This is a genomic window from Planotetraspora thailandica (assembly GCF_016863335.1).
In the GTDB taxonomy this organism is placed as follows: domain Bacteria; phylum Actinomycetota; class Actinomycetes; order Streptosporangiales; family Streptosporangiaceae; genus Planotetraspora; species Planotetraspora thailandica.
In genome coordinates this window covers 110,347-126,735 of sequence record NZ_BOOR01000010.1, presented here as the reverse complement: position 1 = coordinate 126,735, position 16,389 = coordinate 110,347, and the positions used below count along the sequence as shown (strand labels likewise).

The window sequence follows — 16,389 nt, the reverse complement described above, 5'->3', positions numbered from 1 at the left end:
TTTCCCTCTATTTCCAGTTCGCCGTGTTGGTTCCAGTCTTGCCAACCTCTGTCTAGTTGTCAGACAATACTTGCATGACTCAGCGATCGGGACCGGTCCTCGTGGTGGCCGCCGCAGTCCTGTGGGGCACCGCCGGCACCGCGGGCGCCCTCGCCGAGGCGGACTCGGTGTCGCTGGCCGCCGCCCGCCTGGTGTTCGGCGGAGCGGTGCTCGCCCTGGTGGCCGCCTCGTCGCGAAGGTCCGCGCCGTCCGCGTCGACCTGGTCATGGGGGCTCGCCGCAGCCGCGGCGGCCGTCGCCGGATATCAGCTGTGCTTCTTCGCGGCCGTCCAGCGCACGGGCGTGGCCATCGGCACCGTGGTCGCCATCGGCAGCGGCCCGGTCTTCACCGGCCTACTGTCATGGCTCATCGAGCGCACCCCGCCCAGCCGCCGCTGGGCACTGGGCACGACGGCCGCCATCGCCGGCTGTGCCGTACTCGTCATGGGTGGGGCGGGCATGGGCGGGGCCGACCCGGCGGGGATCGCGCTCGCCCTGCTCGGCGGATTGCTGTACGCGTTCTACGCCGTCGTCGCGGCCCGGGCGATCGGGCGCGGAACTCCGTCGCCGGTGGTCATGGGTGTCCTGTTCGGCGGCGCAGCCGTGATCATGTTGCCCGTCCTGCTGGCGACGGGAGCCGGATGGCCGGCGAACCCGCGGGAACTCCTCGTCACCGTCTACCTCGGCTGCGCGACGACGGCGCTCGCCTACCTCCTTTATGGGAGGGGCCTGCGGTCCACGCCCGTGGCGACCGCCGCGACCCTCGCGCTCGCCGAGCCCGCCGTCGCGGCGCTGCTCGGCCTCGTCGTCCTGCGCGAGCAGCTGTCGCCGATCTCCTGGGGCGGCCTCGCGCTGCTCGGGCTCAGCCTCGTCGTCGTCGCGCTTCCCGCCGTGCTTCCGGGCAGGGCCGTCGCCTCCGAGCCGTCGCCCGCGGCTCTAGGCTCGGGTCCGTGACCACGCTCAGGCCCGTCTCCACCGTCGAGGCGCTCGCCGCCGCGCTTCGCGAGCGCGTGCTGTCCGGCGACATCGGCCCCGGGGCCGCGCTGCCCGAGCAGGAACTGTCCGCGCGGTACGGCGTGGCCCGGCCCACCGTCCGCGAGGCCCTGGCCGTACTCGTGCACGAAGGGCTGCTGCGCCGCGAGCGCAACCGCAGCGCCTACGTTCCCGAGGTCACCGCGGCCGACCTCGCCGACCTGATGTACGTGCGGCTGCCCCTGGAGGAGCTGATGGCCGGGGCTCTCGCCGGCCGCCGCGTCCCCGGCGCCGAACACGCGCTCGACCGGATGGGAGCGCTCGACGCCGGCGCCCCGTGGGCCGCGGTCGTCGCCGAGCACATGGCGCTGCACGAGGCGCTGATCGCCGCGGTGGGCAGCCCGCGCCTCGACCGTCTGTACGGGTCGCTCGCCGCGGAGACCCGCTTGGGCCTCGTGCGGCTGCGCGACGCCTACGGGGACCGGCACGAGCTCGTCACCGAACACCGCGAATTGCTGCGCGTCATCGCGGAGGGGCCGCAGGACGCGGCTAAGCGGGCGATCCGGGAGCATCTGCACTGGCGTCGAACCTGAGCCGAGTCGGGTCGCGCATCGGTCTTGCACCGAACGCCTTCAAGTCGTCACAATCGCGGCCATGCACGGCAACGCAGTGCCGGATTCCTATGTCTACGTCACCGAAGAGGGCGTCACCCGCCACTACGCCGACGGCAGCGTCGAGGCCCTCGCATGGGAGGACGTCGTGGAGGTCCGGGTCGGCGGCCTGGCACCGGCCGAAGGCCGGCCCGACGTCCTCATCGTCCTTCTCGACCGCGAAGGTGAGGGCTGCGTCGTCCCCCGGTCGGCGACCGACGCCGGCTTCCTCGCGCGGCTGAGATATCTGCCCGACTTCGACCTCGAACGGCTCAGCACGGCCGTGGAAAGCGCCGGCGACGCCTATGTCGTCGTATGGCGGAGTCCTGATCCTCCGACGCAGTTACCCGACCTCGAATACGACTGAGCCATCCTTCAGGCCTGCCCCGACGTCAGGTGCCGTGCCGGCCCGCTCCGGCGCGGAAGCGTTCCACCCCCTCGAACCCTTCCGACCGCAGCGCCTCCAGCGACGAGAGGCCATGCCGGAACTCGACCGCCATGGCCTCGTCCTCTCCCAGCCCCTCCTGCTCCAGCATCGACAGCCGGTCGCCGCGCAGGCACGCCTGGGGGAGCGCCGCGATCAGGGCGGCGAGTTCCTCCGCCGCCTCGCGTGCCGTTCCCGCCGGGACCACCCGGTTGACCAGGCCCATCTCCAGCGCCTCGCCCGCCGGTACGGCACGGCCGGTCAAGATCATGTCCATCGCCCGGCCCGCGCCGACGAGCCGCGGCAGCCGTACGGTGCCACCGTCGATGAGCGGCACGCCCCACCGGCGGCAGAACACCCCGAAGGTCGCGTCGTCGGCCGCGACACGCAGGTCGCACCACAGGGCGAGTTCGAGCCCTCCCGCGACGGCGAATCCCTCGACCGCGGCGACGACCGGCTTCGTCAGGCGCATCCGCGTCGGCCCCATGGGCCCGTCGCCTTCGGTCTCGACCCGGTTCCCGCGGTCGGTGCCGAGCGAGTGGAGGTCGGCACCGGCGCAGAACGTGCCGCCGTCCCCCCACAACACCGCGACGGACGCGGACGCGTCGGCCTCGAAGTCACGGAACGCGGCGGCCAGCGCCGCCGCCGTGGGGCCGTCGACCGCGTTGCGGACCTCCGGCCTGTGCAGGATCACGGTGGTCACCGGGCCGCGCCGGTCGATGCGTACGGACATGTCTGGAATTTAGTCCGGGTCTGGGCCCGTTGAGCGGCTATTGAACGAGCGACGTTTCGTTGAGGCCACCCTGGTCTGCGAAATAGTCGTCGAGAGTGTCGTTCCGGACGGCGGTGGAGAGCGCCGTGGCCTCCTTCGTGTCGAGCCGGACGATGCTCGCGCCGTTGACCATTCCGGTGCCCGCGACGGGGATCGTGGTCGCCAACATGTCATCGCCCCGCAGGTCGCGCATTTCGAGCGCCAGGTCTCGAAGGGTGCCGATGCTCACGCCCGAATCAACCGTTATGGATTTGGTCAGCGACTGGAGGAACTCGTCGAGCGCGAAGGGGTTGGTGAGGGTGCCCTTGCTGATCGCCTTCTTGGCCATGGCCTGGAGGAACGCCTGCTGCCGCTTGATGCGGTCGAAGTCCCCTTCAGGAAGGCCGTAGCGCTGCCGTACGAAAAGCAGTGCCCGCTCGCCGTCGAGGTGAACGGTGCCCTGCTTCCAGGTGACTTTGTTCGCGGAATCGTAGACGTCGCGTGCCACGTAGACGTCCACGCCTCCCAGGGCCTTACTCATCGTGATGAAGCCGTTGAAATCCAATGCGGCAAAATGGTCGATTCGTACCTTTGTTAGTGTTTCAACCGTTTTGATGAGGAGCTTGGGGCCTCCGTAGGCGTACGCGGCGTTGATCTTGTCCTTGCCGTGGCCCGGGATCGTGACGTAGGAGTCGCGCGGGATGCCGATCAGGTAGACGTGCTTCCTGTCCGCAGGTATGTGGGCGATCATGATGGTGTCCGACCGCTGGAATCCGCCCTCGCCCGGACGCCGGTCCGAGCCGATGACCAGCCAGTTCTGGGCGGCCCCGATCACCTTGGCCGGCCGGGTCGACTCCTCGGGGAAGACCTGCTGCACACGCTTGATGTTGGAGTCGTAGACGTGCTGGCGCTGCAGGACGAGGGCGACGGCCGCCACCAGTGGCACGAGCACGACGAGCGTCGCGATGATCAGCACTCTGCGCCAACGCCGTCGTTTGGGTGGCGGATCGGGCTGCGCCTGGAGGAGGGCTTCAATTGACGTCACTGCGAGGCCCCCAGGGGGGTAGGGTGCGAACGATTCCGGGGCAAGCCGTGCTATCTTCCCAAGGCGTTCCCGGCAGGTGAACAATAGCTGCTTTTCTGTTGACAGTTCCAAGCCGAGGCATCGTTGGACCGTTCCGTCAAGCCGTTTTGTCCGCCTAGCAACGGCCGATTGTGGCCAGTGCCAACCGTTCCATGCCGCCCGGTCGCTTTCTAATATCGATCTGGGCACCCGCCATGTAACGCGCGGGTTGCCTGTCAACCATTGGGATGCTCGAGACGTCAATCTCCTGCACAGTCCACTGACCGAGGGCGTGGTGAGATGGAAGCTCGCGCTAGGTTATCCGACGTACCTGTCGTTCTCCGGGACGACATGGTGCGGGCGTCGCCCAGCGCTTGGACGACGGCGTACCTGAGAATGCTCGTAGCCGGCGACCTGCTCTGCGCGGTCGCCGCCTTGGCGGCGGTCCAGATGGCTCGCATCTGGCTCGGCGTCTTCATTCCCGCATACGACGTCACGTTCGGTGTGGCCTTGGCGCTGATCTGGCCCGTGGCCATGGGGCTGGCGGGCGGATATCGCAAGCGCGCCCACGGAGAGGGCACGGCCGAGTTCCGTGCGGTCACCAACGGCGGCGTGGGCCTGATCGCCGCGGTGGCCATCGGCGCGTACGCCACCCAGACGATGATCGCCAGAAGTTATGTGTTGGCGATGTTCCCGGCGGCGATCCTCCTCACCCTCGTGTTCCGCCACCAGATGCGCAGGCGCCTGCACCGGGCCCACTCCAAGGGGCAGTACATGCGCCAGGTCGTGGCCGTCGGGCACCGTGCGTCGGTGATGGACCTCGTGATGACGTTCAGGCGGCAGCCGTACCACGGCATGCGGGTCGTCGCCGTGTGCCTGCCCTATGGGAAGGACGTCTCGCAGCACCTCGACGTCGACGGGATTCCCGTGCTCGGCGACTTCACCGAGGTGCCCACGGTCGTGGACAAGGTCTCCGCCGACGCGGTGGCCGTTCTGGCGTGCCCGGAGTTGGACGGCACGGCGCTGCGCAGGCTCGCCTGGGGAATCGAGTCCAGAGGCGCGGACCTCTTCGTCGCTCCGGCGCTCATGGACGTCGCGGGACCTCGTATCAGCGTGCGGCCCGTCGCCGGGATGCCCCTGCTGCACGTGGAGCACCCCGACATCGACGGCATGCGACAGCTCGTCAAGAGCGCGTTCGACAAGATCGTGGCATCCGTCGCGCTGCTGCTCCTGTCCGTGCCGATGTTGCTCATCGCCTTCCTGATTCGGACCACCAGCCCTGGTCCCGCGTTGTTCCGGCAGACCCGGGTGGGTCGCCATGGCCGGGAGTTCAGGGTGTTCAAGTTCCGCACGATGGTCGCCGACGCGGAGCGGCTGAAGCAGGTCCTGCTGGAGGAGAACGAGTCGGACGGGGTCCTCTTCAAAATCAGGAACGATCCAAGAATCACTCGCGTGGGCGGCTTCCTCCGCCGCTACTCCCTTGACGAGCTGCCGCAACTGCTCAACGTGTTTCGCGGCGAGATGTCGCTCGTCGGCCCCCGCCCGCCCCTTCCCGCCGAAGTCGCGCAGTACGGAGTGGACGTCCGCCGTCGTCTGGTAGTGAAACCTGGGATGACCGGCTTGTGGCAGGTGAGTGGGAGATCTGATTTGTCCTGGGACGAGTCGGTCCGGCTGGATCTACGCTATGTAGAAAACTGGTCCCTGATGCTGGACCTCCAGGTGTTGTGGAAGACATGGTCTGCGGTCACCCGCGGGGAAGGCGCCTACTGACGTGAAAGCCCTCGTACTCGCCGGTGGTTCGGGTACGCGACTGCGCCCCATCACGTACACCCGGGCGAAACAGCTCGTTCCGGTCGCCAACAAGCCTGTGCTTTTCTACGGGCTGGAATCCATCGCCTCTACGGGCATCCGGGACGTCGGCATCGTGGTGGGGGACACGCAGGCCGAGATCGAAGCCGCGGTGGGGGACGGCTCGGCCTTCGGCCTTCAGGTGACCTACCTCCGTCAGGAGGCTCCGCTCGGGTTGGCGCATGCCGTCCTCATCGCCCGTGACTACCTGGGCGACGACGACTTCGTGATGTATCTCGGCGACAACTTCATCGTCGGCGGGATCGACGCGCTGGTCGAGCGCTTCCGTGCGGAGCGGCCCAGCGCGCAGATCATGTTGACCAGAGTGACGGATCCACGGCAGTTCGGTGTGGCCGAGCTCGACGCGGACGGCCGGGTCATCGGCTTGGAGGAGAAGCCGCGGGAACCGAAGAGCGACCTCGCCATGGTCGGGGTCTACCTCTTCACTCCCGCCGTCCACGACGCCGTGGCCGAGCTCAAACCGTCGCCGCGCGGCGAACTCGAGATCACCGACGCCATCCAGTGGCTCATCGACGCGGGCCGCGGTGTTCAGTCCACGCTCATCACGGGCTACTGGAAGGACACCGGCAACGTGACCGACATGCTGGAGGTCAACCGCCTCGTCCTGGAGTCGCTGGAGCCGCGTGTGGACGGCGACGTCCGCGACTCCGAACTCGTCGGCCGCGTGGTCGTCGAACCGGGCGCCGTCGTCAGCGGGTCCCGGATCGTCGGACCCGCCGTCATCGGCTCCGGCACCGTCGTCGCGGACTCCTACATCGGCCCCTTCACCTCGATCGCCGTGGACTGCCGCGTGAACAACAGCGAGATCGAGTACTCGATCGTGCTGGCCCGCTCCTCCATCGACGGAGTGCGCCGCGTCGAGGCCTCGCTGATCGGACACGACGTCGAGGTCACCCCCGCTCCCAACACGCCACGGGCTCACCGGCTCGTGCTCGGCGATCACAGTAAGGTCCAGATATCCCAATGAGAGTGCTCGTCACGGGTGGCGCCGGCTTCATCGGGTCCCATTACGTCCGTACGGCCGTCGCGGAGACAAGCGACAAGATCACCGTCCTGGACGCGCTCACGTATGCGGGCAACATGGCCAATCTCGAGCCGGTCTCCGGGGCGTTCGACTTCGTGCACGGGGACATCTGCGACCCCGATCTGCTGGCGCACGTGGTCCCCGGTCACGACCTGGTCGTCAACTTCGCCGCGGAGTCCCACGTCGACCGGTCGATCGAGGGCGCGGCGTCGTTCGTGCGCACCAACGTCCTCGGCACACAGACACTGATGCAGGCCTGCCTGAACGCGGGCGTCCCCAGGGTGGTGCAGGTCTCCACCGACGAGGTCTACGGCTCGATCGAGACCGGGTCGTGGGCGGAGGACGCCGCGCCGGCGCCGCGCTCGCCCTACTCGGCGGCCAAAGCCGGCGGGGACATGATCGCTCGCGCCTACGCGATCACCTACGGGCTGCCGGTGTCGATCACCCGATGCGGCAACAACTACGGGCCGTACCAGTTCCCGGAGAAGGTCATCCCGCTTTTCATCACCAATCTGATCGAAGGACGAAAAGTCCCGTTGTATGGTGACGGCGGCAACGTGCGGGACTGGATCCACGTCGACGACCACTGTCGCGGGATCCGGCTCGTCGCGGAGGTCGGCGAGCCGGGAGAGGTCTACCACATCGCCGGTACGGCGGAGCTGACCAACGTGGAGCTGACCGGGAGGCTGCTCGACGCACTCGGCGCGGGCTGGGACATGGTCGAGCGGGTCGCCGACCGCAAAGGTCACGACCGCCGCTACTCGCTCGACGACTCCAAGCTCAGGGCACTGGGCTTCCAGCCTCGCGTCCCGTTCGACGAGGGTCTCGCCGCCACCGTCGGCTGGTATGCCGACAACGCCGACTGGTGGAGGCCTCTCAAGGCCGCCCGCCCCTGACTCTCCCAGCCCCGAGAAGTTCTCCAGACCCCCCGAGAGCGAACGATGACCCGATGGCTGATCACCGGTGCCGGTGGCATGCTCGGCACCGACCTGGTGGCCGTCTTACGGGCCGGTCGGCACGAGGTCGTGCCCTTGGAGCGATCCCGGCTCGACCTTCGCGACGCGTCGGCGATCCAGCGGGTCGTCCATGAGGTCCGCCCCGGTGTGGTGGTCAACTGCGCCGCCTGGACCGCCGTCGACGAGGCCGAGACGCGGGAGGACGAGGCGCTGGCCGTCAACGGCGGCGCCGTGCAGGCCCTGGCCGAGGCGTGCCTCCACGTCGGCGCGCGTCTGGTGCAGCCGTCCACCGACTACGTCTTCGGCGGCGACGCCGGCGAGCCGTACGCGGAGGACGCTCCGACCATGCCGCTCAACGCGTACGGACGGACGAAGCTCGCGGGAGAGCAGGCGGTCGTCAAGACGTTGCCGGAGACCGGCTACGTGGTGCGCACCGCCTGGCTGTACGGCACGGCCGGCCCGAGTTTCGTCAAGACGATGGCCCGGCTCGCCGGCGAGCGGGAAACGGTCGACGTGGTGGACGACCAACACGGCCAGCCCACGTGGACCGTCGACCTCGCTGAGCAGATCGTCGCGCTGGCCGGCTCCGGAGCGCCCCCGGGGATCTACCACGGCACCAGTTCGGGCAGCACCACCTGGCACGGCCTGGCCCGTGAGGTCTTCTCGCTGCTCGGAGCCGACCCGGACCGGGTACGGCCCGTCGGCTCGGCGGCGTACCGGCGGCCCGCCCCGCGCCCGGCCTACAGTGTGCTCGGCCACCGCCGCTGGGCCGAGGCGGGCATCGCCCCGATCCGTCACTGGCGTGACGCCCTGCACGCGGCATGGCCCTCCATGGCGGCGGGCGGCGCCTGATGTACATCTCGGAGACCCGCAAGAGCGACTCGCAGAAGGAGCCTTCGGAACCGGGCATGAGTGAGGCCGGGGCGTCCACGCCTGCGGCTCGTGGCACGCGCGTGGGGCACGTCCTCACCGGAAACGTCCTCGCGCTCGGCATGGTCAGCCTGTTCACCGACGTCTCCTCTGAGATGGTGACGGCGATCCTGCCGCTCTACCTGATCTACCAGCTTCACTTGAGCCCGCTGCTGTTCGGCCTGCTCGACGGTGTCTACACCGGTGCGACGGCCGTCCTCCGGCTCGTCGGCGGGCATGTCGCCGACCGGTTCCGCCGCCGCAAGCTCGTCGCGGGCATCGGCTACGGGTTGTCGGCCGTCTGCAAGGTCGGGTTCCTCCTGGCGGGCCGTTCCGTTCCCTTGATCGGACTCGTGGTCGGCCTGGACCGGACCGGCAAGGGGCTGCGGACCGCGCCACGCGACGCAATGATCTCGCTGAGCGCGCCCCCCGAGGCCCAGGGCCGTGCCTTCGGCCTGCATCGGGCGCTGGACACCGCGGGCGCGCTCATAGGACCGCTCGCGGCGTTCGGTGTCATCGCGGCGGTGGGAAGCACCACCAACTTCAACGCGGTGTTCGTGGTGAGCTTCTGCGTCGCGGTGATCGGGGTGCTGGTCCTGGCGCTGTTCGTTCGCGAACCGGGCGGCGAGGCGAGCGAACGGCCGAAGGTCTCGCTGCGCGGAGCGGTGTCTCTGCTGCGCGACCGGCCGTTCCGCCGGGTACTGATCGCGATGGTGCCGCTGTCGCTGGTCACCATCAGCGACTCGTTTCTCTACCTGGTGCTGCAGCGCAGCCTGGACATGGACGCCAACCTGCTGCCGCTGCTCCCGGTCGGGGTCTCGGCCTTCTACCTCCTCGCCGCCGTTCCGTTCGGGAGGCTCGCGGACCGCGTCGGCCGTTCCACCGTCGTGATCGGCGGATACGTCGCGCTGCTGGCGTGCTACGGGCTGTTGCTGCTTCCGCCCGGCTACACGATCCTCTTCGCCGTGCTGGCCCTGCGCGGCGCGTCCTATGCGGCCACCGATGGGGTGGTCAGCGCGCTGGCCGGTCCGCTGCTCCCCGAGGAACACCGGGCGACCGGTCTGGCCGTGGTGCAGACCGGTCAGGCGCTCGCCCTGATGGTCGCCTCGTGGGCGTTCGGCGCGCTGTGGACGGAAGGCGGGCCGCAGACTGCGGTCCAGGTGATGGGCGTGGCTCTGTGCCTGGCAGTGGCCCTCGCCGTCGTCTTGCTCAGGAAGGCACGCGGATGAACCTGTCTGTGATCATCGTGACCTATCGCAGCGCCGGATACATCGCGCGCTGTCTCGCCGCGGTGGAGGGCGCGATCAAGTCCCTGCCCGCGGGGACGTCGGGCGAGGTGATCGTCGTCGACAACAACTCCCCGGACGACACCGTGGAGGTCGTGAAGGCCGCCGCTCCGTGGGCGAAGGTCGTCGCCAGGGATGTCAACGGCGGCTTCGCCGAGGGCTGCACGGCCGGCGCCGGCGTCGCGACGGGACGTCACCTCGTCTTCGTGAACCCCGACGCCGAGGTGCGGCCCGAGGCGTTCGCGCAGCTCGCCGAGTGCGCGGAGCGTCACCCCCGCGCCGGGATCGTCGGCGGCCGCTGCGTCACTGAGGCGGGGGAGAACGACCCCAGGTCGTGGTGGGGGCGGCCCACGCTCTGGTCGATGCTCTGCTTCGCCGCAGGGCTGTCCACGGTCTTCCCCGGCCACCGGCTGTTCGACCCGGAGTCCCCCACCACGTGGACCGGCGAACGGCAGGTGCCGATCGTCACCGGAGCGCTGATGCTCGTCAGCCGCCGCCTCTGGGATGAGGTGGGCGGGTTCGACACCCGCATCTTCATGTACGGCGAAGACGCCGACCTGTGCCTTCGGGCGCGGAAAGCCGGTTACCGGCCGATGGTGACCGACCGGGCGGTCTTCGTCCACCCCGGCGGCATGTCCTCCTCGAGTCTCCGCAAGATGATCCTGCTGTTCACGGGCAAGGCCACCGTGGTCCGGCGGCACTTCCCGTTCGGGACGCGGGCGCTCGGGAGCTTCCTCCTCCGGTTCGGCGTGTGGCTCAGGGCCACGCTGAGCCGCCGGGTGGCGTCCCCGGACGCCGGGCGGCAGGGGCGGCCCACGGTCAAGGGCGGCGACTGGGCCGGCCTGTGGGCCGTGCGGGCCGAGTGGTCCGGAGGCTGGGATGCCCGCTCGTCATGACCTCACTTCGCCGGCGGGCCCGCCGGTCCATACGTCAGACACCTCGATATTCGCTGATCACAAGGTTGGAGGGTGAGCGATGACCCGCCATGAGGGTCGTCTCGGTGCGCTCGCCGAGATCGATACCGCTGCGGCCGAACTCGTCGACCGGATGGTCGGCCTGTCGATCCGCGGGCTTCCTCCCGGCTACGTCAACGGTGAGTTCGTCTTCACCCGGCGAGGCAGGCGTGAGGCCGATGGACGGTGGGCGGCGGTGCCCGAAGGGCGCAGCGTGCGTTACAGCGCGATCGTGGCGCTCGGCGTCGCCCCGCTTCCGCTGGACCTCCAGCGCGCCGCCCTGGCCGGTGACACCGTCCTCGACCTGGTCGGGAACCTCATCTCCGGCCTCCCCGCAGTGAGCAACCTCGGTGACGCCGCGCTCATCGCGTGGGCGGCCGCGGAGAGCGGGCACCAGGAGCTTCCGAGGGCGCTCTCCCGGCTGGCCGAGCTCGAAGCCGCGACCAAGCCGGGAGATCCCGTCTACACCGTCGAGGTGTCGTGGGCGCTGGCCGCGGTGGTCGCCGCGCACCGGGTGCTCGGCGACGCGCACGACCTCGGCGCGCGGATGGAGCACGCGGGTGACCGGCTGCTCGCAGGGTTGGGCGACGACCGGCTCTACCGTCACGTCATCGGCCCCGCGTCCTGGTACCGGGCCCATGTCGGCTGCTTCGCCGACCAGGTCTATCCGCTGCAGGCCCTGGCCCGCCTGCACGCCCACACCGGGCACGAGGCGGCGGCCAGGGCGGCCGAGCAGATCGCCGCGGGCATCTGCGCAGCACAGGGAGCGCAGGGACAGTGGTGGTGGCACTACGACGCCCGGACGGGCGGTGTGGTCGAGGGCTACCCCGTCTACAGCGTGCACCAGCTCTCGATGGCCCCCATGGCGCTGCTCGACCTGGCGGACGCCGGCGGCACCTCCTACATGAAGGAGATCGCGCTCGGCCTCAGCTGGATGACGTCCCGGCCCGAGGTCGACGACGAGCTGATCGTCGAGGAGCTCGATCTGACATGGCGCAAGGCCGCGAGAGACGACCCCAAGAAGATCGTCCGGGGTGTGCGCGCCGTGGCCACCGCGATCAACCAGGGGTCGCGGATCGCGATGCTCGACCGCATCTACCCGCCGCTCGCGGTCGACCATGAGTGCCGTCCCTACGAGCTGGGGTGGCTGCTCTACGCCTGGCGGTTCGCGCTGCCTCGCGACACGGCCGGCACGAAGGAGTGAAGCAGGAATGACCGCCACAGCCGCACGCAGCAAGTTCCTCGGGCTCTCTCTCGACGCTCTGACGTTGAAGCAGACCGTCGCCAGATGCGTAACTGCCGTTGAGAATCGGGAGAATCTCAGCATCGGTGTGGTGAACGCCGCCAAGACGGTGCACATGAGCCACGACGCCGTGCTTCGCGACTCGGTGGCTTCGTGCGACCTCGTCGTCGCCGACGGGCAGGCCGTCGTGTGGGCCTCACGGGTCCTCGGCCAGCCGCTTCCCGAACGGGTGGCCGGTATCGATCTGTTCACCTCGCTGATGGAGGAGGGAGGCAGGCGCGGCTACCGCGCCTACTTCCTCGGAGCACGGCCCGAGGTGGTGGAGCAGGTGGTCGCCCAGGTGCGCGACCGCTATCCGGGGCTGGTCGTCGCGGGGGCCCGCGACGGTTACTTCACCGACGAGCAGGCCGGGGAGGTCGCGGCGCTCATCGGGCAGGCCCGGCCCGACCTGTTGTTCCTCGGCATGACCTCCCCCAAGAAGGAGATCTTCCTCGCCCGGTTCGCCGACGACATCAAGGCGGGCGTGATCCATGGCGTGGGCGGGTCCTTCGACGTGTTCGCGGGGAAGGTGCGCCGAGCCCCTGTCCTGTGGCAGAAGCTCGGCTTCGAATGGCTCTACCGGCTCCTGCAGGAGCCGGTCCGGCTCGGCCCCCGCTACCTGTCCACCAACACGCGGTTCGCCTGGATGGTGGTGAAGGAGTACGTCCAGAAGAAGGCCCGTTAGCGGACCCGCCGGCCGGGCCGGGCGCGGAGCCGGGAACCGGCCCTGCCGGTCAGATCCTGCTGCTCTCGTCGCGCAGCCACGTGGTGTAGTCCTTCGCCTTCACCGCGCGGCGCGCTCTGGCCCTCGCCACCACCGTGACGGCGAGGAAGACGCCGAGGTGCGGCAGCAGCCAGGGGGCACGCCCGCCGATGCCGGCCAGGTCCGACAGGCCGGTGCGGGCGTGCTGCCCCCCGCTGGTCGGACCCTGGCCGATCGGGCCCTGGTCGATCTCGGCGACGACCGTCACGGCGCGCACCCTGCGGCGCAGCAGGTCGGCGAGGGTCCGGGGCGGGTGGATGACGGCGTGAGCCGTACGGACCACTCTGCGCTCGGCGGGGGTGAACGCGAGCGAAGCGGCGAGGTCGTCGCCCATGACCGGAGGGAGGTCCATGATGCGGCGGTTGCCCTCCTCCGACACCGCGATGACGCCCCTGCCGAACAGCCCCTCGCGCACCGCAGGAAGCCGCGTCCAGACGGCGTAGTAGGCCCGCACCGGCCATGGCCGGTCGCGCAGGACCAGTGCTCTGTCCGGCGCCGCGGCGAGCGGCCCGGAGGAGCCGGTCAGCGTGTCGCGGAGGGCGCGCAGGCCGGCGGTGGTCAGCTCGACGTCGGCGTCCACGTAGATCCGGGGAAAGCCGGCGGCGGCCTCGTCTCCGAGGCGGAGCGCCTCCCTCTTCGAGGGGATGGGCGTCTCGATCACACGTGCGCCATGGTCACGGGCGATCTGGGCGGTGTCGTCGTCGCAGCCGTTGGCGACGACGACCACGTCGAACTCGTCGGGGGTCGCCTCCCCTAATAGGCCCGTAAGAAGCCGGCCGATTACCCGCGCCTCGTTGTGGGCCGGGATGATGACGCTCGCGCTTGTCATAGTTCCGAAGTATCCCCGCGAATGGGAGTTTCCAATGACCGAACCACGAATCGCGCCGACCGCGGACGTGGATCCGAGCGCCCAGATCGGTGACGGCAGCATGATCTGGCACCTCGCCCAGGTCCGTGAGGACGCCGTGCTCGGTGAGGAGTGCATTCTCGGCCGTGGAGCGTACGTCGGGCCGGGCGTGCGAATCGGCGACCGCGTCAAGGTGCAGAACTACTCGCTGGTGTACGAGCCGGCGGTGCTGGAGGACGGGGTCTTCATCGGGCCGGCCACCGTCCTCACCAATGACGTGTTCCCCCGCTCGACCGACGTGGACGGCACCCTCAAGCGCAACGACGACTGGACCGCGCAGGGCGTGGTGGTCCGCGAGGGTGCCTCGCTCGGCGGCCGGGTCGTGGTCGTGGCCGGCCGTACGATCGGCCGTTACGCGCTGGTGGCGGCGGGAGCCGTGGTGAACAGGGATGTTCCGGACTTCGCGCTCGTCGCGGGCGTCCCGGCCCGCCGTATCGGCTGGGTGGGCCGGGCCGGAGTGACGTTGCAGGAGGAGGCGCAGGGACGGTGGCGCTGCCCCAAGACCGATGAGGTCTACACCGAGCACGACGGGCATCTGAGCGGGCCGATGTGAACGTCTCGGCTCTCTCCACGCGCGCCCGGGTGCTGATCCTTGCGGTTGCCGTGCTGCTCTTCGGTTCCGCCGCGGTCGTGTACGTCCTGCGCGCCAGGTCGGAGACCGTCGCCCTGCCCGCCGCGGTGAACTCCGCGCCGGCGCCGCAGGCGACCGCTCTGGAGCACGGGGACCTGCTCATGGTGCGGGCGGGACCCTCACGGGACAGCGGCGAGGTCTTCGCCGTGCCCGAGGGCGGTCAGGGGCAGCCACGCGCCACCGGGCTGCAGTGCAAGCGGTTCTACGCGGCCGCGGGGACGGGCCTGTGCCTGCGGGACAACCCCGGCCTGGTCACCAACTCCGAAGCCATCGTGGTGGACGACCACTTCCGCGAGCTGCGGAAGATCCCCCTGTCCGGGGCGCCCAGCAGGGCGCGGGTGTCGCCGAGCGGGCGGATGGCGGCGTGGACCTTCTTCGTCGCCGGCGACTCCTACCTGAGCGTCGGCTTCTCCACTCGTACCGGCATTCTGGACACCCGCACAGGCACGCTCGTCAAGAGTCTGGAGGACTTCACCCTGGAGAAGGACGGGCGCACCCTGCGGGCGGCCGACGTGAACTACTGGGGGGTGACCTTCGCGTCGGACGACAACCGCTTCTACGCCACGGTCGCCACCGGGGGCAGGACGTATCTGGTCGAGGGCGACTTCGCCCGACGCCGGCTGCAGGTGCTCAGGGAGAACGCCGAGTGCCCCTCGCTCTCCCCGGACGGCACCCGCGTCGTCTACAAGAAGCGCACCGGCGGCCAGGCAGACCCCTGGCACCTGTACATGCTCGACCTGCGGACCGGCCGCGAGACCCCGCTTTCCGAGCCCGTGAGCGTGGACGACCAGGTGGCCTGGCGCGACGACGACACGGTCATGTACAGCAAGCTGCGGGACGACACGTCCGACGTGTGGGCGGTGCCCGCCGACGGGTCAGGACGGCCCACGCTGCTTCTCCGCGACGCCTACTCGCCCGCCGCGATGTGATCAGGGGGCGACCGGCTCGCCGGTCCCCTCCCACACGTTGCCCTCGAAACGGTTGCCCTTGCCCTTGGCGTCGAAGTACGACAGCGGCCCCCAGTAGCCGCCCTTCGGGAACAGGCGGCGGGTGAAGACGTTGTCGACGATGCGGATGTCGGTCGTCGCGCCGAACTTGCCGTCGCCGCCGTACACCGTGTATCCGCCGCCTCCCAGCAGGTTGTGCTCGATGAGCACGTCGTGGGCACGGCTGAAGTCCTGGTAGAGCGAGATGGCGGAGGTCTGCGCGAGCTGGTTCAGGATGGTGTTGTAGCGGATCGTCAGCGACAGGCCCTTCTCCGGTGACCCGTTGCTCTGCGGCCCCGTCACGTGGTCACCGGGGAACTCCTTGAAATCGTGGATGTAGGAGTCCTCGATCAGGCCGTGGTCGGTGCCGATCGCGTTCGACACGGTGTGGATGTTCACCCGGCGGACCGTGATGTAGCCGCCCTGGTTCAGGACGCCCCACTGGGCCTTGGTGACGCCGTCGCCCGAGATCTCGCAGTCCTCGATCACCGCATCGGACGCCCCCTTGGCCTGGATGATCGACCAGTCGCCCGCGCCGATCACCCGGACGTTGCGCACGGTCACGTTGTCGGCCTTGATGTTGAGCCTTCCGTGCACTTCGAGATTCTCGACCACGGCTCCGTCGTTCTCCACCGTCGTCTCGCCGACCTGCTTGAGCGGGGTGCCCGGTCGTACACCCGTGGTCGTGGGGGAGGGGAAGACGTTGCCGGCCAGCGGCGCGTGCGAGGGGACCGGCGGCTGAGACCCCTCCGCTTCACCGTCGCCGCCGCAGCCCGCGGCGGCGACGCCGAGCACGAGGACGGCGACGAGCGACGTGAGCGGGCGCGACAGCGGACGGGAGCGTGACAAGGTCAGAGGGCGGGAAGGCAAGGAAGACTCCAGCTCGTAGGACGGCGGAACGGTCACAGAGGGGCGCCCGGGCGTG

At 69.7% G+C, this 16,389-nt stretch carries 17 protein-coding genes; 13 read left to right on the top strand and 4 right to left on the bottom strand.

The window, feature by feature from the left end; translation table 11 throughout:
• The first annotated feature begins 74 nt into the window (after window positions 1–74).
• From Pth03_RS09590 to Pth03_RS09580, 3 genes are all read left to right on the top strand, one after another.
• Window positions 75–992 carry a DMT family transporter gene (locus tag Pth03_RS09590; protein ID WP_203943811.1) on the top strand — a complete coding sequence of 306 codons (918 nt, stop codon included), beginning with the start codon at window positions 75–77 and terminating at the stop codon, window positions 990–992.
• Window positions 989–1,603, top strand: a complete 615-nt coding sequence (locus tag Pth03_RS09585) for a GntR family transcriptional regulator (protein WP_203943810.1) — start codon at window positions 989–991, stop codon at window positions 1,601–1,603. The genes Pth03_RS09590 and Pth03_RS09585 overlap by 4 nt, the downstream gene beginning before the upstream one ends.
• A 61-nt stretch (window positions 1,604–1,664) precedes the next feature.
• The gene (locus Pth03_RS09580) at window positions 1,665–2,027 is read left to right on the top strand and encodes a hypothetical protein (protein WP_203943809.1); all 363 of its coding nucleotides are present in this window, start codon (window positions 1,665–1,667) and stop codon (window positions 2,025–2,027) included.
• 25 nt (window positions 2,028–2,052) lie between these two features.
• On the opposite strand, the gene Pth03_RS09575 is transcribed toward Pth03_RS09580, so the two are convergent.
• Both Pth03_RS09575 and Pth03_RS09570 read right to left on the bottom strand, forming a co-directional pair.
• Window positions 2,053–2,817 carry a crotonase/enoyl-CoA hydratase family protein gene (locus tag Pth03_RS09575; protein ID WP_203943808.1) on the bottom strand — a complete coding sequence of 255 codons (765 nt, stop codon included), beginning with the start codon at window positions 2,815–2,817 and terminating at the stop codon, window positions 2,053–2,055.
• 37 nt (window positions 2,818–2,854) lie between these two features.
• A complete protein-coding gene (locus tag Pth03_RS09570) occupies window positions 2,855–3,880 on the bottom strand; it encodes an LCP family protein (protein ID WP_203943807.1) in 1,026 nt (341 codons plus the stop codon).
• A 369-nt stretch (window positions 3,881–4,249) separates the two neighbouring features.
• Between Pth03_RS09570 and Pth03_RS09565 the strand changes: the two genes are divergently transcribed.
• The 8 genes from Pth03_RS09565 to Pth03_RS09530 all read left to right on the top strand — a co-directional run bounded on the left by Pth03_RS09565 (window position 4,250) and on the right by Pth03_RS09530 (window position 12,862).
• Window positions 4,250–5,668, top strand: coding sequence for a sugar transferase (locus Pth03_RS09565; RefSeq protein ID WP_239118885.1), 1,419 nt, complete (start codon window positions 4,250–4,252; stop codon window positions 5,666–5,668).
• Between the two features lies 1 nt (window position 5,669).
• The gene (locus Pth03_RS09560) at window positions 5,670–6,734 is read left to right on the top strand and encodes a glucose-1-phosphate thymidylyltransferase (protein ID WP_203943805.1); all 1,065 of its coding nucleotides are present in this window, start codon (window positions 5,670–5,672) and stop codon (window positions 6,732–6,734) included.
• Window positions 6,731–7,687: a dTDP-glucose 4,6-dehydratase gene (gene rfbB, locus Pth03_RS09555; protein ID WP_203943804.1), complete on the top strand. Its 957-nt coding sequence runs from the start codon at window positions 6,731–6,733 to the stop codon at window positions 7,685–7,687. Before Pth03_RS09560 ends, rfbB begins: the two co-directional genes overlap by 4 nt.
• 45 nt (window positions 7,688–7,732) lie before the next feature.
• A complete protein-coding gene (rfbD, locus tag Pth03_RS09550; RefSeq protein WP_203943803.1) occupies window positions 7,733–8,599 on the top strand; it encodes a dTDP-4-dehydrorhamnose reductase in 867 nt (288 codons plus the stop codon).
• A complete protein-coding gene (locus Pth03_RS09545; RefSeq protein WP_203943802.1) occupies window positions 8,599–9,885 on the top strand; it encodes an MFS transporter in 1,287 nt (428 codons plus the stop codon). Before rfbD ends, Pth03_RS09545 begins: the two co-directional genes overlap by 1 nt.
• Window positions 9,882–10,838: a glycosyltransferase family 2 protein gene (locus Pth03_RS09540; protein WP_203943801.1), complete on the top strand. Its 957-nt coding sequence runs from the start codon at window positions 9,882–9,884 to the stop codon at window positions 10,836–10,838. The genes Pth03_RS09545 and Pth03_RS09540 overlap by 4 nt, the downstream gene beginning before the upstream one ends.
• Window positions 10,839–10,917: 79 nt before the next feature.
• Window positions 10,918–12,099, top strand: a complete 1,182-nt coding sequence (locus Pth03_RS09535) for a hypothetical protein (RefSeq protein ID WP_203943800.1) — start codon at window positions 10,918–10,920, stop codon at window positions 12,097–12,099.
• 7 nt (window positions 12,100–12,106) lie between these two features.
• Window positions 12,107–12,862 (top strand): WecB/TagA/CpsF family glycosyltransferase, encoded by a 756-nt coding sequence (locus Pth03_RS09530; protein WP_203943799.1) that lies wholly within the window; start codon window positions 12,107–12,109, stop codon window positions 12,860–12,862.
• Window positions 12,863–12,911: 49 nt separating this feature from the next.
• Here the strand turns inward: Pth03_RS09530 and Pth03_RS09525 are convergent, their stop codons facing one another.
• The gene (locus tag Pth03_RS09525) at window positions 12,912–13,769 is read right to left on the bottom strand and encodes a glycosyltransferase (protein ID WP_203943798.1); all 858 of its coding nucleotides are present in this window, start codon (window positions 13,767–13,769) and stop codon (window positions 12,912–12,914) included.
• Between the two features lie 34 nt (window positions 13,770–13,803).
• On the opposite strand from Pth03_RS09525, the gene Pth03_RS09520 reads away from it, so the two are divergent.
• The gene (locus Pth03_RS09520) at window positions 13,804–14,400 is read left to right on the top strand and encodes an acyltransferase (protein ID WP_203943797.1); all 597 of its coding nucleotides are present in this window, start codon (window positions 13,804–13,806) and stop codon (window positions 14,398–14,400) included.
• Entirely contained in the window at window positions 14,397–15,407 is a 1,011-nt protein-coding gene (locus Pth03_RS09515; protein WP_203943796.1) for a TolB family protein, read from the top strand. Before Pth03_RS09520 ends, Pth03_RS09515 begins: the two co-directional genes overlap by 4 nt.
• On the opposite strand, the gene Pth03_RS09510 is transcribed toward Pth03_RS09515, so the two are convergent.
• Entirely contained in the window at window positions 15,408–16,334 is a 927-nt protein-coding gene (locus tag Pth03_RS09510; protein ID WP_203943795.1) for a right-handed parallel beta-helix repeat-containing protein, read from the bottom strand. It abuts the gene before it with no gap.
• Between the last annotated feature and the right edge of the window lie 55 nt (window positions 16,335–16,389).